This is a genomic window from Candidatus Acidulodesulfobacterium sp. H_13 (genome assembly GCF_048541835.1).
In the GTDB taxonomy this organism is placed as follows: Bacteria; SZUA-79; SZUA-79; order Acidulodesulfobacterales; family Acidulodesulfobacteraceae; genus QIJE01.
The window spans coordinates 121,555-143,236 of sequence record NZ_JBLEOY010000003.1 but is presented as its reverse complement, the minus strand read 5'-3'; the positions used below and the strand labels follow the sequence as shown (position 1 = coordinate 143,236).

The following is a 21,682-nucleotide window of genomic DNA, read 5'->3' as shown; positions in this document are numbered from 1 at the left end:
TTAAAACAATATAGAATAAAAATCAACCGATAATTTCATTAATTTAAAACTTCATAGCTAAATAATGCCCATATCTATAAGTCTACATTGACTTTTATTTATATTAGTAATAAGCCTTGCTCTATCTTTTTCTACGTAGTACATGTCCTCTATCCTTACGCCAAACTCCCCCTCTATATATATTCCGGGTTCTACGGTGAAAACCATTCCCTCACAGACGATATCATCATTTCTTTTACTTACGTAAGGATGTTCGTGAATATCAAGCCCTACACCATGCCCGAGAGAATGAGTAAAATACTTACCATAACCCTTTTTCTCTATATAATCCCTTGCCGTTCTATCCAAATAACTAAATTTAACCCCCGGCTTTATTTTTGAAACAGCAAGCTGCTGAGCCGAATAAACCGTATTGTAAACATCCAAAAACTTGCCGTCCGGATTTCCCAAATGAATCGTTATAGTCTCATCGCTCTTATAACCGTTTCGTTCCGCCCCGAAATCGCAAAGCAAAATGCCGCTCTTATTTATTTCCACATCCGACGATATGCCGTGTGGCAAGCTGGAATTACTGTCGGAAAGCACTATGGTCTCAAAAGATTCTTTAGAATAGCTATCTATTAAGCTCTTTTTATAAATTAAGGTCAAATCGCGTTCCGACTTAACGGATTTCGAAGATACGCCTGAATCAACAGTTTTATAAGGCAAAATAGTTTTTATATCCGGAACGTCGAAACCCAATAAAATCCTCAGGGAATCTATCATAGATTTTTCTGCGATAGAAACCGCCTTAATAATAAGGCTAAGTTCCTCTTTATCTTTTAACGACCTTATCTTAGATATCGCATTATGAGACGGAATCAATTTAACTCTGCGTTTAAATCCCGCTCTAAACCCCAAAAACTCTTCATACGTAAAATAATCCGATTCAAAAATAACGGTCGACTTATTATTGCCTACATCGGCGTTACCCGGATTAATCGCCCTATCCGTAAATTTATCGTTAAAAATAATACCGCATATATCTCCCGCAATATCATTATAAACCTCTCTTATGCCGATAATCCTTATATCCCCGACGCACTCTTTCTTTGCTCTCTCCGTATATCTTCCGTCGATATATAAACTAATTTCTCTGTTATTTGAAACATAAACGTAACCCTCGCCGGAAAAATGCGTAATATAAAATATATTAGAGGGTTTTTTAATTAAAATCCCGGCGGCTTTTTTATCGATTGCAGACGTCACGCGCTCGTAAACATTCAACATGAGTATGAGTCAATATAAAAACAAGGCATCTCGTTATGTTTATGCAGGACTATTTTTATAAGCATATGTCTTATGCAGGAAACCTTCAAGGACGGATATTTGAGTATCCATTATCTTCTTTCGTTCGCTATTCTTTTCTTGAATTAACGACTGCAATCTTTTAATGCTTTCCGTTAATTTTTCGTCTAAAGGACTTCCTTTCAAAAGGTCTATGTAAATATTCAAGGCATCCTCATAATGCCCCTGGGATTCGTATATTCCAGCAAATGTCTTTGTTTTCTCTTCTATAGCCATATTAATTTTTTACCATAATATGTCGGTATTAGTCAAGTTTAAAAAACATTCCGAATCCCGACTTATAAATTACTTATTTAAGTGTATTTTATCATATTATTTCAAATTTACAAGAGCATTGCGATTAAAAAAAATGATAACGTAACGGTTACCGTGAAAACGTATATATCATCATGAAATTCATCATATTTTGAGACGGATTCCCGTCTCCGTAAATATCTTGATTCGAAAGCTGATGCTCAAATTCCAATCTATATTGAATATTCTTCATAATTTTAATATTCGGTCTTAATCCTATGGTTAACGTATAATCAAAATAACGGAACGCCTCTCCGGGAATACTTGCAGTTTCCCATAGGCCCTGCGGGTCTGAAACATCGGTCAGCCTTAAAGTTTGAGAAAGCCTTCCAAAATTATACGCCTTATAATGATGAATATAAAAAGCGACTCCGGAAAAGCGACTCTTGTTGAAGGTTGAATCGGACGTCGAAATAAACTGATTCGGATACGCGCCTGAAGAGGGAAGGCTGTTAATATTTATTGCGTTGTTATAAACGAATGATTTGTTTATCCCTCCGTTCAGACCTGCTTCATAATCTAAAACGAAATCATAGCCCTCAAAATACGAAAATTCTGCGCCGATAAAGTTGTAAAAAAACTTATTTAGATTATCGGGAATTAAATTATTACCGTATATAATGAAATTTTCCGCTCCGTAGACCATTCCTTCATAAAACACAAGATAGTTCAGTGGATTATAAGTGAGACTGAATTCGTATGTAGGGTATCGGTCGATAGGAAACATCGCGCTATCGGTAAAAGCGATACCTATTGTGCTTTTTAAATTTTTAAGAAAATGATAATTTAAGAATATACCGGTTAATCCGCCCGGTTCTGCCGCTGCTATGAGCGAATAGGTATTGTTCCATGTCCTTGAAAGGTTATAAGACTCATAACCTATTGAATAATTTTTCTCTCCGATATCCATTTTTAAGCCGGAACCGACAGGAAATCTAAAACAAATATAGGCTTGTCTAAAACCCCATGATTGCTTATCGTACATATCGCGGGTATAATAGGAATAGTTACCGGTATAGGGTCCGACGTCTCGAATATTTTGTCCCGTATCTAAACTAATCTTAAAACCGGATGTTATGAAATTATCGCTAACGGGCGGTTCTTTTGAAATAGTAATGTCAAATTCATTTATAGTCGGTCCGTTTATCTGATAATCATCTGTGCAGTTCTCATTCTTATTACCGTAAGGAAAAGCAATGGTCGTTGATGGTGTTGCGAAATTAAATGTATAAGACGAAGCAAAAGTTCCGTACAATTTTGTTCCCGCAAAAAATGGAGAATTTCCGTCTGATATCTTTGAAGTTAAAATAGCATTGTATTTGTAGCCGTATGAAGTATTCAAAAAACCTATCGACACAAACAAACACGCGCATGCAAAAATAAAATATCTTAATATTCTTTTATGTTTTGACTGTTTACTGTATTTCATTTTTCAATATCATTAATGTTGTTTTTCAATTTATCAAGCGCATTTAATTCATTCAGATAATCCAGCATTAACAGATTCAAAAGTTCATCTATCTTTATTTCCCACGAAATAAAACCGTTACCGTCAATGCCTTCTTTTGCAAGTTTTTCTATCTCTTTATTGAAAGCTATATTCGCCATATTTTTTTCAATCCTATCAAATTTACATGTATCGAAATAAACGGAGGTCGTGCCGATATATCTGATATTATTTACGTTCCAAGGGATATTGAAGCAAAGAAATTTCGCGGCTACCCTTAGCAAATAGTATAAGCGTTTCGATTGACGTTGCTTATCACAGCGATACGATCGGTATCAGACACATATTTTATGTCGAAAAATTAAAGAATTTAACGGATAAAAATGAATAAAGGAAATATTGGCATGAAAACATAATTAGACCTCCCGCTAATTAAGATTAATTGATTTAAAGCGTCTTGAAAGTCAGGTCTTCCGGCTTAAACGTGCGAACATTCCGCCTTCCCGGCATATATAAATTTTGCCAGTGGCATATCTGAATATTCTGAATAACGATTTTTATAAACCGTTATCAGTTCTTACGGCTGCGGGAACAGCACAGGATTTACACCTGCTTCCCTTAACAATTAAGACAATTTTTCTTGATTTAATATATACAATACATTGATACTTGTCAAGAAAAAATTTAAAACGGCTTACGATATAATTCATTGCATGTAACGATTGGATTATTATATTTCTCTTATAATCGTCTGTTTAATTTTTCTAATATGGAGTGGATTTTTAATTTTATTCCCATAGTCGTTTTTTACGTAAAAAGTGTCAAAAGCCTTATTCCCCTGGGTCGTTATCTTAGAAACAAATATATCTATATTAAATCCGTTGAAGATCCTCCCAAGGTCGTAAAGCAGTCCTTTTCTGTCCAATGCCGTGATTTCTATAACGGTAAATTCGTCACTTATATTATTATAAATTTCTACCGAATTAAAAACGCGGGGGGTACTTTTTTTATACAGGCTTTCGCTCTTGTCCTTTTTTTTAAACATTTCATTCAACGAAATATTTCCGTTAAAAACTTTGAAAAAGGTATTTCTCAACCTGTGCCAGTCTACATCTTCACCGACATTTTTATATGTATGATTTACGAACAACGTGTCGATAAACCTTCCGTCTTTTCTAGTATTAATATCGGCACTCATTATATTAAAATCAAAAAACGAAAGAACCCCCGTTATGTCTGAAAATATGGTCTTCTTGTCTTCTCCGCATATAACTATCTCATAATAATCTTCTTTTATGTGCGGTATGGCTACGAAGTTAAACCCATGCTTCAATGAAATTTTAGAAAATAATTTCAAATGAAGCATAATATTCTTAGGATTTTCTCTCGTCAAGTATTTATTGGGTGAATAAAATTTATCGACATAATCCGTTATAAATCCCTTTAAATCGTTTATACCGTTAAGAAAATTATAACCCCTGTGTCCTTTTAAGCCATCTGCAAGTTTATACACCTCTTCGATATAATACAAATCGCTCTTTAAATATCCTTCGGTATTTTCTAAAAACGATAAGACTCTGTCGTAAAGCTCCGTTAAAAGCATCTTTCTCCATGAATTAAACCTTGTCTTTGATACGGCCATCGAATCGCAAATGCTTACAATGAAAAGAAGCTTCAAATGCCTCGCATCCTTGACGGTATTGGCAATGGACTTAATGGTTGCGGGATCATGAATGTCTCTTCTTTCCGACGTCAACGGTAGAAGAAAATGGTTTAAAATTAAAAATCCGATATAATCGCGAATATTATTACTCAATCCAAGTCTTTTTGCAATTTTTACAGCAATTCCGGCGCCTATTATCTCATGACGGGCGGAATAACCCTTTCCTATATCGTGAAACAAGAGAGAGAAATTCAAAATAAGTATATCGTCTCCACTCAAATCCTTAAATATCTCCTTAAACTCCCTGTGGATTTTCAAATTGACCATATTTTCCAAAAAATATACGCCGTTAAGAGAATGGGCATCTATCGTATAAATATGATAAACATCATTGGTCGAAAGGGAATTTATCTTTTCAAATTCCGGAATCAACGCACTCAATATTTTCGTTTCATGCATAATCAGCAGGGTCTGATAAACCCTTTTTTTACTTTTTAGGAGACCTACAAAAAAGTCTTTTGCAAAACCGTTATTTTTAATAAATTTCCAGTATTTCTCTCCCGCTATTTTTAAAAAATTGACGGATTCCGTCTCTAATCTATATCCGGTTAATCTGTATGTATTAATGAGATTGAAAATATTATTTACGTCAGACATAAATAAATCCTTGTCATGCAGGGAGAGCAAACCGTTCTCTAAATATAGATTTTTTTCCAAATTTACGTTAGTTTCATAACCGGAATTATTATTTCGGTTATGTTTTCGTATTAAAACTCTCGGTTTCACCAAGAGATTTATTATAAGCATAGATACTATGTGTATATTTTTAGCATTTAAATAATAGTCATGCATAAAATATTCTATTTTATTCAAAAATTTGCCGTCTTTATAATAAAATGCCCCTGCAATATCCTCCTGAATATCAAAAGTAAGCCTATCGACTTTTTTTTGCGCAAGCAGATGCATCATTATCCTAACCTTTAGCACGAACTTCTTTCCGTTATAAATATCGATAATATCCCTTGCGCTTAAAGATGTATTCGGCATAATAGCCCTCAATGTTTCGGTTATTACATCTTTATCTATTTTCTCATCTTCACCCGTTAAAAATTTATTTTTTCCGAAAATTATGCTCGATATCATATTCGAAGTGCTTCCAGAAAAATTCAAACGACATACCCATTCACAGTAAGAACAATCTCTTAGCCCACCGATGCCTTCTTTTACGTCGGGTTCCAGGAGAAATATGTCGTTATCCGCCATAACGTTTATTAACCTTCTTCGCCTTAAATTTTTCATAAACTCAACCAAAAAAATGGATTTTGCGTCTATTTTTTCCAACCTGTTTTGAAAATCACCGAATAAATCCTTGTTTCCGCATATATACCTTGCATCGATGAATGATGTATATGTACTCAGGTCCTTTTTCATAAGAAGAGTTGCGTCCATAACCGACATAACGCTTCGAGCAATATCTATTCCGGCATCCCAGAATAGATAAAAAAAATCCCTCAGATTTTTTGCCGTGTTTTCCCGACTCAAACCGTCTTTTATGATTATCATTATATCGATATCCGAATATGGGCACAATTCAAGCTTGGAGTAACTGCCGCCCGCCGTTACACAAAAATCTTCCCGACCGTTAATACCGGAAAAAACCTCTGTAATAATGGAATCGTAAAACATAGAGATCTCTCTCGCAGTGTGAAAGGAATCATAATTTAGAAGGTCGTCTTTTAAGCTTTTATATTTTGATAAGATCCTTTTCCTTAAATCTTGCGGCGTCAAACGGCTCCCCCTTCATTTTCATTTTTTTTATTTTATTCCTTGTTTGTTACGCGGTCATTTCCTTCGAATATTTCTCGGATGAAACTTTAGGTGCTGCTCCTTTATATGCGTTATATCGGTATGAGTGTAAATCTCTGTAGTGGATATACTAGAATGCCCCAGCATTTGTTGTATAGACCTCAAATCTGCCCCTCCTTCTAAAAGATGTGTGGCAAAAGTATGTCTTAGCATATGAGGAGTAATATTTTTACCGATATTTGCAAGCGCCGCCGCCTTTTTAATTATTTTCCACAATCCCTGTCTTGTTAGCGAAAACCCTCGCTCCGTTATAAACAGATAATTTTTATCGCCTCTCTCATATTTTTGCCTTAACGGCAGATAGGTTTTTAAAAGGTCTTTAAACGGGGTCCCGAACGGAACCATTCTCTCCTTCTGCCCCTTGCCGTATACCCTGATAAAATTCATATCAAAATTAAAATTGTCCGGCTTTATAGTCGCCAGTTCGGAAATTCTTAATCCGCTGGAATATAAAAGTTCTAATATCGTCTTATTCCTCACGTTCATAAAATCGGCAACAGCACTCCTCTCCTTCTTAACCGATCCCTTTTTCTCTGCATACCGTTTTGTGAAATCTACGGATAGAATCCTGCCTATTTCATCCTTAGTAAGAAAATCAGGTAATTTCCTCACTACAAAAGGATATCCTATATCTTTAAACGGAAATTCGCCGATCATCCGGTGTCTGAATAAAAACTTGTAAAATCCCTTTATCGACGAATAAAATCTTGCCCTAGTTTTTCCGCTTAGATTCTGTTTTTCAAGATAACTTAAAAAATCCTGGAAGAAAAATGGAGAGGGTGTTTTAAAATCGACTTTTTCCTCCATTACGTAACCATAAAATTTTACTAAATCAAGGTAATAAGAGGATATAGTATTAAGACTTAACCCTCTTTCTATCTTTAAAAATGAAATATATTCCCCTATAAGACCCTCAAGCTCGTCTTTTTTAATGTTTCCTATCCTTTTTGCACCGCCGTTTCTTGCTTCTTTCATCTTTTAATCCGATTTTGTCAAATTTTGTTTGTCTTTAAAATATCTTCTGGCAAATATATCAAAAAATATCGCCTGGATCGTCAAGGAAAATAAAACCACTATAAAAACATAAGTAATTATTTTATAACGCATATATAAATTTAAAGGCAAAGATAATGCCATGGCTATGGGCAAGGCACCCTTGAGACCTCCAAAAACGAGAAATTTTTTATACGACTCGTTAATGGTTATGCTATGAAAAAATATCTTAAATCTATTCCTGATTTTATTAATTACCGGCGAGATAGAATAGACGGCGATAAAACGAGAGAATATGACTAATACTATTACAAACCATGATATAATCCACAAATCAAAAATTTTAAATAAATTTATCTCTATGCCTATTATTAAAAATAAAAGAGAATTTATTATGAAAGTCAAATATTCGATTACTATCGGAAACACCTGCAGTGTTCTATCGGAAACCTTTCTTTTAAATCCGTAGTTAGCTAGAACTATCCCGCTAAATATAATAGCCATAATAAAGGATACATCGATGTAGTACGCCAGCATCAACGATGCATAAGCTAAAAGCAGCGATATCATAATTTCCGTAGAATAATCGGTTATAATGGACAGTATAAAGGATGCCAGGTAACCTAGTAATACTCCGAGTATCGAACCACCTATTGACGAATACAAAAATCGCAGCGTCGATTCCCCTATTATGCCGAATACGTATTGAAATATATGAATTATACCGCCATGTAAAAAGATGGAAGCGGAACCGCTAAAGTTTAAAGCCAAAAATAGTTCGAATAAAACAAGGCTAATACCGTCGTTGAACATACTTTCGCCGGCAAGGAGAGTTTCTATATCGTCTTTGCCGTCAACGACAACATTTTGACTTTTACCGCCGATACCTCCGGAAAAACCGGCATCGGTACCTATATCAATATCTTTATTCTTAATGTTGGTTTTTTTAATCATCCTGTTTTTTAACAAAGCAAGTATGGAGACGGGATCGGTCGGAGCCACTATTGCTCCGAAAATCAAGGACTGTTTTAGCGGAAAACTCAAAACAAAATGAATAACAACGCCTGTAAAAATAGTAGAAATTATCGTCCCTAATACCGACAATAGGCTTATAGGGAGGGCATTGGATATTAAGGGACGCAACTTAATGTTGACCGCCCCTTCAAAAATAATAATGGGAAGAAAAACATAATATATTAAAGAAGGGGTAATTTTTAAGCTTGGGAAAATATGAAGAATGCCTACTATAAATCCGATTATGACAAGAATGGAGGTGTAAGGAATCTTGAGATATTTAGTTAAAATACCCCCTATAGAGGCGATAGAAAGTAAAAAAATTGCAGTTATTATTATCTGTTGACTGTTTTCGTGCATATATCAAATATAAAATCGTGTATAAACCCAAAGTCTAATTTTTTTAATTTATAGTTCCCTATGTCTTCGATTAAAACGAACTTAATCTGTTTTTCGCTTACCTTTTTATCTAATTTCATTGCGTTTACATATTGTTCAGCCGTAAATTCAGGAATTTTGACCGGCAACCCCGACTTTTCAATGAGATTTTTAACTCTTGTAACGGTTTCATCGGTACAAAGACCTATTTTTTTAGACAACATAGTCGCAAAAATCATCCCTATAGATATAGCCTCGCCATGCTTTATATTCTCGTAATTATACAATGCTTCTACGGCATGCCCCATGCTGTGACCGAAATTCAGCACCGATCTGATTCCGGCTTCTTTTTCATCCTCGCTTACTATGTCGGCTTTAATGGCACACGACCTTTCTATTACATATGCAAGAGCAGACTCGTCATAAGAAAGGACCCTATCGCAATTATTTTCGAGATATGAAAAAAACTTACTGTCTAAAACGACACCGTATTTAATAACCTCGGCAAACCCGTTAGCAAGTTCCCTTGCATCTAAGCTTTTAAGCAAGCCCGTATCTATTAAAACGACCTTGGGCTGATAAAAAGCACCGATAAGATTTTTACCCTTAGAATGATTTATGCCGGTCTTACCTCCGACGCTTGAGTCGACATCCGCAAGTAAAGTGGTGGGCATTTGTATGAAGTTTATACCCCTCAAATATGTTGCCGCCGCAAATCCTGCTAAATCGCCTACGACTCCACCGCCGAAGGCTATTATAAAGTCGCGTCTCTCTGCCTTACCGTTAATTAATTCGTCATAAATATGAAAAAGATATTTTTTACTCTTAGTGTTTTCACCATCGGGCAGGATAATAGTTACAGGATTAATACCGGCGTTTTCAAAAAAATGAGTGATAAGGCTGCCGTATAAATCCGAAACGGTTTTAGACGTTATAACAAAAGCGCGTCCCCTCAACCCTACTGAGTTAAGAATATCAGTAATTTCGCCTTTCGGTTTAGGATTTATAATGTCGGAACCGATTAAAATTTCATACCCATATCCACTGCCGGAACGGCTCAAATCTACTTTTATTTTCATTTATAGGATTTTATTAGCTCCGTATTTATTTTTCGGAAACCTGCGCTTATGCTATATTATATTTTATTAATTTTCTTTTTTCAAGGAAGCTGTCTCTAATACCGTCAACTATTAAAATACTTACCGAAGAGGGTTTAAACTGCAATATTCTGATTATCCGCAGTGTTCCTTGTCTTGGAAGTTTAATTCTAAAAAATCTAAAGTTAAAATATCAAGGTTTCTTAATCAATTTCTCTAAATCCATTTTTCTTCTATAAGCCCTTATGTCTAGTCTGTTGTACGCCAAGATATCATCACATAATTCTGCTGCTCGCTTATAATCGCCGCTGTTAAGACATAACATTGCGTCACTTTCCAATTTTTTAAGATCGCGAATAGTATAATATTTTACATTTGAATGTAGATAATTTTTGAATATTTTGAAATCGCAGTTTTCCGCAAAAATATAGTCGTCGTCTGAATATCTGAATTGCCATTTATCAAGCAAATGATAACCGTTCTCTATATCATATTTTCTTCTCCCCTCCGTCTTTTCCTCAAAATGAACGAGCATGCTTCTGGGATTAAATATTATATCTTTTCGTGCTTCTTTTATTTTTAAACATAAATCCACATCCTCGAACCCGTTTTTGTATATCTCATCAAACGAGTCGATCGAAAAAAACAACTCTTTCTTTAAAAGAATGGAGGCAGCCGTAACCGCGTTATATTTCTTATACATTATCGTATTTTTGGCATATAATTCTTCACATCCGAAAATGCCCATCCCCTTATACTGATGATACGGAGAAACTATGCCGTCTATGCTTACAAAAACTACCCCTGCATGCTGAATTTTTCCATCCGAATACAACAATAAAGAACCTACAGCCCCGAAGCGATTACCTGCTTTAAAAGCGGTATTGACAAGTTCATCTATTGCACCTTTAAAAACAATCATATCATTGTTTAGAAAATGCAGATACTTGCCTCTGCTCGCTTTGGCACCCTGATTGCAGGCCTTTGCGTAACCCGAATTCACATTGTTATTAATTACGGTAAAATTGTTCAGACAAGAAAGCCCCTTTAAGTAATCTTCTGTACCGTCCGTCGAAGCATTATTTACGACGATTATTTCAAAATTAACCAAGGGATGATTTTTAAATATGGACGTTAAGCAATTTTTGGTATAGTCTATATTATTAAAAACAGGAATTATTATGGATACGTCATAGCAGACAGCCTCACCTTCATTACTCCTCGCATAATTGACCTTATCGCTCATTAAGTCGTAGGACGGAACGCATAATCCGTCCGCCAATTTAAACATAAAACCTCCGCCGGCATAAAAAGAAGACATGTTAATTATTTCCGCTATTATTTTCAATGAAAGCCCGCTATCGTTTCCGCCTTTAAAATTAAAACTCAAAATTTTAAAATCATTTAAATTGAAATAAGGAAAATCCTTCGCGGCTAGATTTAAAATAGGCCTCTGCTCTTCGGTCTTAATGTATTCGCCGTCTAATATAAGAAACGGCTCATTCTCTTTTACACCATGATTTTCTAAAAATTTATTGGCGGCTTTTATATCATCATTATCGGAAAATACATCCGGTTTGCCGCTATCAATATGCTTTAAGGGATAATCTATTTCAGGAAGACTATCCGCATCTTCTGTATTAATAATATAATCCACCGATTCTTCGGGTATAATGTTGCTTAAGTATTTTAAGTAGACATTATTTTTAAAAAAGTCGCGGTTTTTATCGATAACAAGCAGTAAGTCCCATTTATTAAAGGCATTATGCAAATTTCTTATAAAAACACTGAAACTAAATAAATCTTCAAATTTATCCGAATTCATTTTAAGCAAAACTCTCTTCGGCATGCTCGCAAGTTCCTTCAAACCAAGTTTAACGGCGTTTATTTTAATTTTTCCAGCCGTATATTCACCTATAGTCGTTTTTGAGAATACGCTTACAAACCCGCAATACTCAAGATACGCCCTTAAGAGCTCAGAGGAATAGGTTGAGTTTAACTTATTATTCTTTAAAAAATAATCCAACATATTTTCCGGTGAAAAAAAATTGTATTGTTCATCCGCCGACTTTTTTATAATTTTTTCATATTCGGTAATCTCGTCTATGGCGTCAATGGACTTTGACCTTATTTTATTGTACTGGTTAAAAAAATTTATGTAAAAAGGAATATCCTTGCATTCTATATATAACTTGCCTCCGCATGCTATAAGCCGATAAAATTCCTTAAAAATAAATTCATTCTCATTATAGTCAAATTCTTCTATAATATTTTTAACGGTTATTTCTTTTAACAAATTAAACGGAAGAGATAAAAGACAGGTTTTGAAATATAAAAAATCTAACTTTCCGTGCGAGTTGCCCGATCGTTTACCGTCTATATCAAGCGACAGCGTTTCAGGGTCAAATTTTAATACCGGCGGTCCGCCCGCGGCGAATATTGCCTCGTTTACGGCTCTCACGGCGATATCCATTGACACTAACGTAATCATTACCGATTTCAGACCCTGTTCTAATTTGGTTATTAATATATTATTTTCGACAAGTTTTTCCTCAAAACTCCCAAATTTCAAATAGTCTGTGTCAATTTCTTCATTCACGATATTTTCATGAGTTAACCGCTCTTTTATCTCTTTCACGAGCTTCCCCATGTTTTCTTCGACGGATATATCTATCATAATTGATTAATTATTAAAAATAACTTATGTTTAATTTTACCATTTCTTAAATTGATAATATTTTCACCCTCACATATTGACTCCTTCAGGGGTGCTTTTATAAGGGAGAATTTTAAATATATCAACGTAAATTCAGATCTGACCGATGTTTCCGTTAAAGTATCAATTCATCTTTAAGATATTCCAGTACTTCCTGCCATACTTCAAGCTCAGGCTCCATTTCAAACTCTATCGTATCGGCAAGCATAATATAATCGCGGTTTTTTTGCATTTCTAAAATTTTAGACAAAGTCTCTTCCAAATCGTCAAAATATCCCTTTATCGTCTTTTCTTTATAAGTATAAATCGAGTAATCTATTTTTAAAAATACCGCAATTTTATCCATCATCTGAACAAATGATGCTATGCCCTTTAAATCCGCCGCAAAGTTATTAAAACCGTCCTTATCGTTTCCAACCCTCAAAAGATCGGAAACTTCATTTAAGCTTATTGACAGATCGTTAAAATAATTCTTTATAGCGGCAATAGACTCCTTAATCAAATCGCTTGAAGTCATAGTGGTGACATTTAACTCTCCATCTCCGTCTATCCTGATAGTCTTAGTTTTTTCGTCGTTTACCAACAACTCGTCAAATTTAATTCCGTTCAAATATATATCTTTAATTACCGAACCCTTAGGTATAAAACCTGCAATATCGTTAGAAATAAAATCATACAAGGTGTGCGACTTATCGCTAAGGGCGGACAAATCCACATTATTCTCATCTACTTTTATCTTCATCATAAATAAAACCTCATTTGTTAAGATTAAATTTTTCGTTACTCCTCGTTGAAATATTGCGCATCATTTCCTCATTAAACTCCAAAATCAATCTCTTATAATTTTGCAGATAAAGTTTGTACTTGGAAAAATTCTTAAGAGAGTCCACACAAAACCCAAACAGATCATAGCTGGCAATACTTTGTTTGCAGGATTTATACATAACGTTTAATACAAAAAGCTCGTCATATATAAGGCCGTTAAAAAGCAAATTTAGATCCGAATTTTCAATCGCATTCAGGGCGGCAGTTGCTTTATTGTAATCTATTCTCAAACCGGTTATATCTTTCAGGATAGATTTTAAATCCTTCATGGCATTAGAGCAAAAGTTAATCATTTTATCCGCGATCGTAAGCAATTCGGTCATATCCGAAAATATATTTTTATCTTCATCTGTATTATCGGAGTAATTATTTAATACTTCAGTGATATCTCCTTTTGTAACGGTGTCCGGGATGTTTTTATTTAACACTGATTCCATGGACAGTTTAAATATTTTTAACCTCAAATCGTTAAAGGAAAGCCTTATTTTTTTTAAAGGGATATAATCCATAAATCCGAATTTATCAAACTTGGATATAAGCGGATTAATTTTCCCTAAGTCTAAACCCTCCAGATTTTCTCTTTCAAGCCTATTTTCTAACTTTAATTTAACGATTTTGAAAATACTATCCGGAATAATATAATCTGCGCATATAAAGTTATTGCACTTAACCGAAAAATCGCATGGAAAACACGGAATATTCGGCAAAATCAGTACTTGATTCTCCGCATAAGGACCGGTCTCGAAATATCCGGCCTGACCGGTATAAATAACTATAATATCCGTTCCCACACCGGCGGCAATATGCATTGTTCCGGTATCGTTAGTGATCAAAATATCGCTTCTTTTAACGACATTTACAAGTTCCGAGACCGATGTTCTCCCTGTTAGATCAACGATATTATCTTTAAATTTGCTTTTCATGTTTTCCTTTATATATTCTCCCGTAACCTTATCGTACTCTGCGCCTAATATTAAAATCCTGATATTTTTATCGTCTTTTATCAATAGCATTGCAAGCTCAAGGAAGTACTCCTTTTTCCATTTTTTCAGTTCGGACGATGCCCCCACGGCAAACGATACGACGATATCGTTCTCTTTAACGCCGTTCTCGGATAGAATCTTTTTAGCAGATTCGTAGGCATCAGGTTTTTTTGAAGTATTTAAATAAACCCTTCTTGTAGGCACTTTTTGAGGCAGCATCTCCGCGTAAATATCTACCAAATTTATACAACTCGCCTTTCTTATCTTTGCGACACCCGTAAAAAAAAGTACTATTTCTCCAATTTGAATTAGATTTCCTTCCCTACTCCTCGAAAAACCGACAAACTTATCGGCTTTTAATAAATACATAAAATATGAACTCATTACATCATGCGTCAAATTAAAAACGATTTTATAATTTGTCTCGGTAAATCTACTTAAATAATTCTCTAAATAATCATATATTCTATAGTTAAAATTATAATTATTTTTAAATATATCGCCGGATATATTCGTTATGTCAAATGTTACCACCTCATCTATGCAGTCAAAAAATCGGGTTATTTCATAAAACTCCGGCAGTACAATAAGGGTAACGAAACTATCGGGATAAACCACCTTAATTTTTCTAAAAAGAGATGTAGATTCAATCAAATCTCCCATTCTCGTAAGGTTTATTATTAATATTTTTACTGATTTCATTTAGTGAATAACCAAAATAAAAATTAAAAAATAGTAATTTTTTGTCTAATTTGCTGAATAAGCAAAAGTATTGCTTCCGCCTTCGAAAGCCTTCCGCCACCCGACTTGACATATTCCGCCAACTCGTCCACCGAAACCTTTCCGCCCTTTATCAAGCCTTTGTCTATCATAGACTTAATAATATTATATAATTCTTCGTTTTCTTTTATCTCGTCGAGTAGTTTATCAATGCCTACCCTGCGGGAAATAAATTTAGATTTAAAACTATCGAAAGAATTGATTAGGACAATATTCATTATATCCCTTACACGTCTCTCGTATGTATGATATTTTCCGACCTTCTCGTATCCATGCCTCGCTATTTCGTCCCTTTCGTCTTCATGCTCTAAATAGTATGCTATTTTTCTCTTCAAATCTATGATGTCCTTAAAAACCGCGAAATCCTCACCCGGCTCAAACTCAGGCTCCATATATTTCCTGTAATCGACAAGTTGAAAACCCCCGCATCCCATAATTTCATAAAAACGGGGATTTAAAAAATCTCCTTCCGGGTTTATGTCCCAGTGATAACTCGACGAATGAAGATTGATATTAATCTTTGCGTAATTATATATCTTAACTGCCTCTTCTTCGGTAAAACCGTTATTATTATTTTTTATAAATAAACCGAGAGGAGAGTTTGTGTCCCAATCCCTCCCCCATATTTTAAAACCTTGTATATTAGTAAGTTTTAAAAACATGTTCCTTCTATTATAATACCCCGCCCCCGCAAAACTTACGTTACTTCCGTAAAAATCCATATCCTTTTTATTAATCTCATATGCATTCAGTTTTCTGTGAAAATCAGGAAGACAGGCAAGTTCCATATAATAATAGTTATTTATGCCTAATCCCTTTAATCTTTCTAAAAAATCGTCTTTTTGAATCGTAAAAAAATAATCGACAAACGGGGCAATTTTATCCCAGTACGTAATTAGCCTAAAGTCCTCGACAAACCAGTAGGCAGTTTTGATACCCATTTCCCTTATTTTTAATAAGACCGCCTGGTTAACGGGTGCTTGAGCCATAAATAACACTAAATCAGGGGGATTTTCCCTTATTTTTACCATTAATGTCTCCCCCAAAACATTAAAAAAACTCTGCCTTAACGCTTCAAGGTCGGTGCTATTCGCAGTATAGTTCTCGAATGATTTATATGCTTGATAAAAATGTGAAAAATCGATAATATCGGCATTGTATCCTTCGTTTAAAAAAGCCTTATGGATATAATTTCCTATCGTAGAAGAACCGCCGTAAACCGGCTGAACGACGGATATTTTAAATTTTGAAACATTGAAAAGCTGACCGATGGTGTACTTTTTAAATATTAATGAATAAATATCGCCGAATATTTTTTGATAACTGGGAAGAGAAAACAATAAAAGATTATATTCGGACAAATTAAGGCTTTTCTCCGACTCGATATCCTCACCATGATCGTAAATAATTATGTTGATATAATCTAATATATCGGAAAAGTCAAAGTTTTTTAATAAAAACAACAGCGTTTCCAATGCGGGTTCTATTACGTCGATAACCGGCATTCTGCCCTTCTTGCCGGTTTTTTGAAGCAGTTCTTTTATTATTTTTTTGACATGATAACCTGCCCCCAAACCGAATATTATAATCCTTCCGGACTTATGGCCGGAAACATTCAAATTGGCTTTAACCCATTTTATTGCTTCGCTTTCAGGGTCATAAACGGAATGAATCGTAATGTTATTTATCCTTAGAGAATTAAGACCCTCCTTTTTCGTTTTTATAACGGCTAAGTTAAATTCTAAATCTAAATTATTACCGGAAATTAATAAATTATATAAATTAATATTCTTCCGCTTTATTTTTTCTAAATTTGTTTTAAAAAAATCCATTTATATAATTAATAAAGTTTTAGATCAATGTTAAACCACGCTATATCCGGTTAGAGCCTATCTTATTCAGCGTAATATGCGCATTTTCTAAAAAACAGGCAATATCGACAAAAGACGACTCTATATAGTTTTTATCATTCATGTCAATACCGAATTGAATCTCGTTAATAAAATAACTGAGCAAAAGTGACAAATGGGGATAATTTATTGCAAGACTTTTTAAAAGCAAGATAAAATTATCGGAAATTTCATTTGTTCTTATTTTTAATGCGTCAACCGCTATGTTTTTAATAAACATTATATCATCATTAACTAATTTAACAATATCTAAATCTAATATAAAATATTCGGTTAAATAACTGATTATACCATTATAACCAACGTCAATTTTTTTACCCGAAAGAATCCTGAACCATTCAAATTTAAAAATCTCGGAAACAAGTTCCGTCTTATCAATCTTCGACTTAAATACCGAAACGGGTGAAAGTATATAGGTAGGCGTGAAGGTCATCATATTGCCGGACATTCTATGAAGATTAAACCTGTTTTCCCCGAAACCTTTTTCTAAATCCCTCAGAGAAAAGTCATCGTCGCCAACCAACAGTATTAACTTAACGACGTTAAAAACATCCTTCGCCTTAATTCTTTTTTTGCATTCGTAATCGAACTCGCACTTTAAATGCTCAAAACAGGGATAGCAATCTATAATCGGAGAAATGACGTATGAACCCTCCATATACGGACCTGTTTCGTATATATTTGCATTTCCGAGAAAAATTGCCGTTATTTTAAGCCCTATAAAAGATGCAATTTGCAAAAGTCCCGTATCCGGAGAAACTAAAATGTCGCCGGTTTTTAGAATTTCAATGACCTCAGGTAACGATGTTTTGCCTACGATATTTAAAATATGAAAATCTATATCGTCTTCAATCCGTTTTGCATAATTAGACTCTTCTTTTAAACCGACCAATATAATTTCAAAATCAGGATAATCGACGTGTATCAACCTGATAATCTCCGCCAACTCGCAGCCGTCCCACTGCCTTTTTATAGAGCTTGCTCCTACGGCAAATATAATCCTTTTAATGCCGTTATCACATTTCTTCTTTTTATCAAATCTATCAAACGTCAATGCCATTTTGCCGAGTATTTTTCTGCGGGTAGGATAAAAATGGGGGCTAAAAAGACAAAATATATCTGCAATATTAATTCTGTTTTGGTCTCTATGTCTTATGGAGTTAAAAAAATAGTTTGCCGCTTTTAAGGGATACACTATTTTCCGCCTGCCGTCTCCTTTTCGGTTTGCTATAAAACCGGACTTCGATCCGGCAGGGATTATATTTAGAACCAAAGAATTTATCAAACTGTAATTGAGATTTACGGCTGCATCAAAAACAACGGCTCCACTCTCAAGATCAAGAAAATTAACATCCGCATTTACGCCTAAATCTATATTGTAAAACTCCTTAAAAAAATCGCCTAAATCCATCAAAACAATATTCGGTTCAAAAAAAGGCCGTAATACTTTAATGCTTTTATCGACTACCATATATAAACGATCTTCATCGTCAAATCCCGACAATATATTCTTGATTGCGGGAAGACTCTGGAAAAAATCGCCTACTCTTCTCCGTTGGAATAAAACGATTCTGGAAAAATTATCGCGGGGCACGACTAAGCTAAAACGTTAGCAGTTAAATTAACAACATCCGCCCCGTCGCTAACGCTATTTATGCCGTCTAATGCTCGTTTTTTCTCTAATTCTACAATTTCAACCCAGCCGTTATGAAGTGTTTCAAGAATTTTTACAGCTTCATCTATCTTGCTTATATCCTTTTTTAAATTTGCCGTAGTTAATTGCATCGATAGAAATATATATAAATCATTTAAATTTTTAGCGGTTTCTCCGCCTTTTTCTATATCGAGTCTTGAACGCAATTCGTTTATTATCGCAACTGCATTGGATATATTAATCGACTTTCCGGCATAGTCGTTAACAGACAATTTTTCCTTCGCAATCTTAGCAAAATTTATTGCCCCTTCATATGCCATTAAAATAAGCTTACCCTGGTTTGCCGTCGTTACATTGGTATCTTGGTAATTGTCATAGTTGTAACCGCTATTTCGCATCGTTTCACTCCTTAATATACTGATTAATTTATGTATTATTCATGTCAATCACGGTAAATGATTAATTGAACTTGCTAAAGATTGACTTGTACTCTGCATCTGACCGATATAGGATTCGAGTTGCGAAAACTCTTTTGCGTACATTCCCATTCGCTCCCGGACTAAGCTTTGCTTTAACGATATTTGATTGCTAAGATTAGTTATATCGCTATTTATCCCCGCCTCTTTATATTGAATAGTGCCGACAGCCGGATTCGTATAGCCGTTTAAATAGGTTACCATACCCCCTGCCTGTGCCACGCCGTCTGCACTCGGCGAACCATCAAATAAGGAACTAAAATATTGCTGTGCCTGCGCGGGATTAGAGGTTAATATGGAATCAAGCGTGGACGAACTAAACTTAATTTCCCCCGAACCGGATGAGTCCGCAGTTATTCCGTAAGTTGAAGCAAGCCCGTTATCCCCCGTTAAGCCGGGAGACTCCGATGCCATAAGCGACATAAGAGAACTCTTTAACGTCATGAGGGTTGCACTGCCACCCAACGGACCGGTAGATTTTGTTTTGGCACTATACTGAAGTTGCAAATTTATATCTGATATTAGCTTATTATAGCTTGAAACAAAATTGCTTACGTCTGAATTTATTGTACTGCTGTTTAAAGCAACGGTTATAGATGCCGAACCCGTTCCCGTAAGGTTTAAAGTAACACCGGGTATTGCATTGGTTACGGTATTGGATTGACTGGTTATATAATCGTTTCCGTAATCTATAACGGCATTCTGAGCGGCAACCATTTGAAAATTAAAAGCATCTAACGAAAACTTATCGCCCGTCGAAACAGTTTGACCATTATTAAAGGTAAGTTCTAAACCGCTATTAGTGGAATTTGACGAAGTAGAGCCGTCTATGTAATAAGAAGTTGTTCCGGTTTCGGTTGAAGGGACAGTAAAACTCCCCGACTGCCCCGATGGGTCGGTCCAATCGTAAGTAATCGCATCGGTTCCGACCGTTCCGCTATTTTGAGCGGTGAATGTATACGTTTGGGTCTGCGTTCCCGTATAAGTTCCCGTATCAGACGGTAGAGCATCCGTTGATGCAACCTGATTATCCCAGTATGTCGGGTTTATACTCGTTGAATTTAAATTAAGGTTGACGGCACCGCCGGATAGATCATTCGTAATGGAAATTGCATTGTCAGTTCCCGCAGTCTTACTGGTTAAAACCAGCCTATAAGGGTCGTTTGCGCTTCCATCGTTTACTATTGCGGCGTTCACGCCTGCACCGGCATTGTTGATAGACTGCGCCAAATCAGACAGAGTATAGCCGGTGGTAGAATCTAAAGCAACATCGGTCGTTGTGCCATTAACGGTTATGTCAAACGTACCAGTCCCCGAACCGGCAACGGTAGTAGATGTTAAGGCTATTCCCTGAGAACCTATCTCGTCAGCCTGAGCGAGTTGATTAACCGTAAAAGAGTATGTCCCCGGAAGAGCGGAGGAAGAAGCCGTTGCGGTTGCTACTGAAGTATCTGAAGAATTAGCGGTATAATTTTGCATAATATCGGGATTTGCTAAAGCCTGCGCAGCGTTGTTAAGATTCTTCAAACTCGTCCCCATCGTCTGCCATGCACTTAACTGACCCTTGTAAACCCCTTCCTGCATCTGCAACACGGTTATAGGTTCAGACAGATACTGCCGTAAAGCGGAAAGTATCTTTGAATAATTAATTCCGGACGCGGGACCGGTTCCCATAGTAATCAGACCTTGGTTAGGATAGGCTGCGGTCGAACCGCTTAGACCTGATATAGACATATTTTATTCACCTTATATTTATTAGTTATCGTTACATTCAACCATATTTTAAGACTTATCGTTATAAAACATTCCTCTATGATAATCTTTTAAATATTTAAGTACCTGCGAAGGCGGAACCGTGCCTATAATCCTGCCGGTTCTATTATCCACTATATCGATAACGACTGCTTTTTCTTTCTCATCCCAATTTAATATATAAGCGGTCGGGAGCATAGGCGGAGGATTTAATTCCTTTCGTATCCTATGCAACATTTGAATAATCGCTTTTTTTTGATTGCCGTTATTTTTGCTCTTGGCAGGTTTAGTTAAATCGAAATTAGAATCGGGTTTGAATTTATTATTTTTATCGCTGCCCGGCGTAACATTACCTGAAAACGAAAAATTGTTATTACCGTTCGTCTTGCGATTACCTGTTCTGCCACTGTTTATGTCCTTAAAATTCAACATAGCATAAACATTACTGATAACGCCCTCTATTCCGTTCATAATATTAGCCTTAATT

At 35.4% G+C, this 21,682-nt stretch carries 16 protein-coding genes and 1 riboswitch; all 16 genes read right to left on the bottom strand.

The window, feature by feature from the left end:
- Positions 1 to 57: 57 nt before the first annotated feature.
- Positions 58 to 1,248 carry an aminopeptidase P family protein gene (locus tag ACMCNP_RS08070; protein ID WP_419316187.1) on the bottom strand — a complete coding sequence of 397 codons (1,191 nt, stop codon included), beginning with the start codon at positions 1,246 to 1,248 and terminating at the stop codon, positions 58 to 60.
- Positions 1,249 to 1,308: 60 nt separating this feature from the next.
- Positions 1,309 to 1,563 carry a hypothetical protein gene (locus ACMCNP_RS08065; protein ID WP_419316185.1) on the bottom strand — a complete coding sequence of 85 codons (255 nt, stop codon included), beginning with the start codon at positions 1,561 to 1,563 and terminating at the stop codon, positions 1,309 to 1,311.
- Positions 1,564 to 1,711: 148 nt separating this feature from the next.
- Positions 1,712 to 2,998 (bottom strand): outer membrane beta-barrel protein, encoded by a 1,287-nt coding sequence (locus ACMCNP_RS08060; RefSeq protein ID WP_419316183.1) that lies wholly within the window; start codon positions 2,996 to 2,998, stop codon positions 1,712 to 1,714.
- A gap of 68 nt (positions 2,999 to 3,066) precedes the next feature.
- Positions 3,067 to 3,249, bottom strand: coding sequence for a hypothetical protein (locus tag ACMCNP_RS08055; RefSeq protein WP_419316181.1), 183 nt, complete (start codon positions 3,247 to 3,249; stop codon positions 3,067 to 3,069).
- Between the two features lie 285 nt (positions 3,250 to 3,534).
- Positions 3,535 to 3,729: riboswitch (cobalamin riboswitch) on the bottom strand.
- 89 nt (positions 3,730 to 3,818) lie between these two features.
- Positions 3,819 to 6,539: a [protein-PII] uridylyltransferase family protein gene (locus ACMCNP_RS08050; protein WP_419316179.1), complete on the bottom strand. Its 2,721-nt coding sequence runs from the start codon at positions 6,537 to 6,539 to the stop codon at positions 3,819 to 3,821.
- A 54-nt stretch (positions 6,540 to 6,593) separates the two neighbouring features.
- Positions 6,594 to 7,592, bottom strand: a complete 999-nt coding sequence (gene xerA, locus ACMCNP_RS08045) for a site-specific tyrosine recombinase/integron integrase (protein ID WP_419316177.1) — start codon at positions 7,590 to 7,592, stop codon at positions 6,594 to 6,596.
- A 3-nt stretch (positions 7,593 to 7,595) separates the two neighbouring features.
- Positions 7,596 to 8,984, bottom strand: coding sequence for a cation:proton antiporter (locus ACMCNP_RS08040; RefSeq protein ID WP_419316175.1), 1,389 nt, complete (start codon positions 8,982 to 8,984; stop codon positions 7,596 to 7,598).
- A complete protein-coding gene (gene aroB / locus ACMCNP_RS08035) occupies positions 8,960 to 10,081 on the bottom strand; it encodes a 3-dehydroquinate synthase (protein ID WP_419316173.1) in 1,122 nt (373 codons plus the stop codon). Before aroB ends, ACMCNP_RS08040 begins: the two co-directional genes overlap by 25 nt.
- A 211-nt stretch (positions 10,082 to 10,292) precedes the next feature.
- Entirely contained in the window at positions 10,293 to 12,776 is a 2,484-nt protein-coding gene (locus ACMCNP_RS08030; RefSeq protein ID WP_419316171.1) for a glycosyltransferase family 2 protein, read from the bottom strand.
- 154 nt (positions 12,777 to 12,930) lie between these two features.
- A complete protein-coding gene (locus ACMCNP_RS08025; RefSeq protein ID WP_419316169.1) occupies positions 12,931 to 13,560 on the bottom strand; it encodes a hypothetical protein in 630 nt (209 codons plus the stop codon).
- Positions 13,561 to 13,570: 10 nt separating this feature from the next.
- Positions 13,571 to 15,325, bottom strand: coding sequence for a glycosyltransferase family 9 protein (locus ACMCNP_RS08020; RefSeq protein ID WP_419316167.1), 1,755 nt, complete (start codon positions 15,323 to 15,325; stop codon positions 13,571 to 13,573).
- Positions 15,326 to 15,348: 23 nt separating this feature from the next.
- Positions 15,349 to 17,235, bottom strand: coding sequence for a CgeB family protein (locus tag ACMCNP_RS08015; protein WP_419316165.1), 1,887 nt, complete (start codon positions 17,233 to 17,235; stop codon positions 15,349 to 15,351).
- A gap of 40 nt (positions 17,236 to 17,275) precedes the next feature.
- Positions 17,276 to 18,907: a glycosyltransferase family 9 protein gene (locus tag ACMCNP_RS08010; RefSeq protein ID WP_419316163.1), complete on the bottom strand. Its 1,632-nt coding sequence runs from the start codon at positions 18,905 to 18,907 to the stop codon at positions 17,276 to 17,278.
- 2 nt (positions 18,908 to 18,909) lie between these two features.
- A complete protein-coding gene (fliS, locus tag ACMCNP_RS08005) occupies positions 18,910 to 19,365 on the bottom strand; it encodes a flagellar export chaperone FliS (RefSeq protein WP_419316161.1) in 456 nt (151 codons plus the stop codon).
- Positions 19,366 to 19,413: 48 nt separating this feature from the next.
- The gene (gene fliD / locus ACMCNP_RS08000) at positions 19,414 to 21,177 is read right to left on the bottom strand and encodes a flagellar filament capping protein FliD (protein WP_419316159.1); all 1,764 of its coding nucleotides are present in this window, start codon (positions 21,175 to 21,177) and stop codon (positions 19,414 to 19,416) included.
- 48 nt (positions 21,178 to 21,225) lie between these two features.
- A complete protein-coding gene (locus ACMCNP_RS07995; RefSeq protein ID WP_419316157.1) occupies positions 21,226 to 21,666 on the bottom strand; it encodes a flagellar protein FlaG in 441 nt (146 codons plus the stop codon).
- Positions 21,667 to 21,682 lie beyond the last annotated feature (16 nt).

What these genes read in the sequence shown, in the direction of transcription:
- ACMCNP_RS08065 (WP_419316185.1), bottom strand. Translation starts at nt 1,563, where the DNA reads ATGGCTATAGAAGAGAAAACAAAGACATTTGCTGGAATATACGAATCC.
- ACMCNP_RS08055 (WP_419316181.1), bottom strand. Translation starts at nt 3,249, where the DNA reads ATGGCGAATATAGCTTTCAATAAAGAGATAGAAAAACTTGCAAAAGAA.
- xerA (WP_419316177.1), bottom strand. Translation starts at nt 7,592, where the DNA reads ATGAAAGAAGCAAGAAACGGCGGTGCAAAAAGGATAGGAAACATTAAA.
- ACMCNP_RS08040 (WP_419316175.1), bottom strand. Translation starts at nt 8,984, where the DNA reads ATGCACGAAAACAGTCAACAGATAATAATAACTGCAATTTTTTTACTT.
- aroB (WP_419316173.1), bottom strand. Translation starts at nt 10,081, where the DNA reads ATGAAAATAAAAGTAGATTTGAGCCGTTCCGGCAGTGGATATGGGTAT.
- ACMCNP_RS08030 (WP_419316171.1), bottom strand. Translation starts at nt 12,776, where the DNA reads ATGATAGATATATCCGTCGAAGAAAACATGGGGAAGCTCGTGAAAGAG.
- ACMCNP_RS08025 (WP_419316169.1), bottom strand. Translation starts at nt 13,560, where the DNA reads ATGATGAAGATAAAAGTAGATGAGAATAATGTGGATTTGTCCGCCCTT.
- ACMCNP_RS08020 (WP_419316167.1), bottom strand. Translation starts at nt 15,325, where the DNA reads ATGAAATCAGTAAAAATATTAATAATAAACCTTACGAGAATGGGAGAT.
- ACMCNP_RS08015 (WP_419316165.1), bottom strand. Translation starts at nt 17,235, where the DNA reads ATGGATTTTTTTAAAACAAATTTAGAAAAAATAAAGCGGAAGAATATT.
- fliS (WP_419316161.1), bottom strand. Translation starts at nt 19,365, where the DNA reads ATGCGAAATAGCGGTTACAACTATGACAATTACCAAGATACCAATGTA.
- fliD (WP_419316159.1), bottom strand. Translation starts at nt 21,177, where the DNA reads ATGTCTATATCAGGTCTAAGCGGTTCGACCGCAGCCTATCCTAACCAA.
- ACMCNP_RS07995 (WP_419316157.1), bottom strand. Translation starts at nt 21,666, where the DNA reads ATGAACGGAATAGAGGGCGTTATCAGTAATGTTTATGCTATGTTGAAT.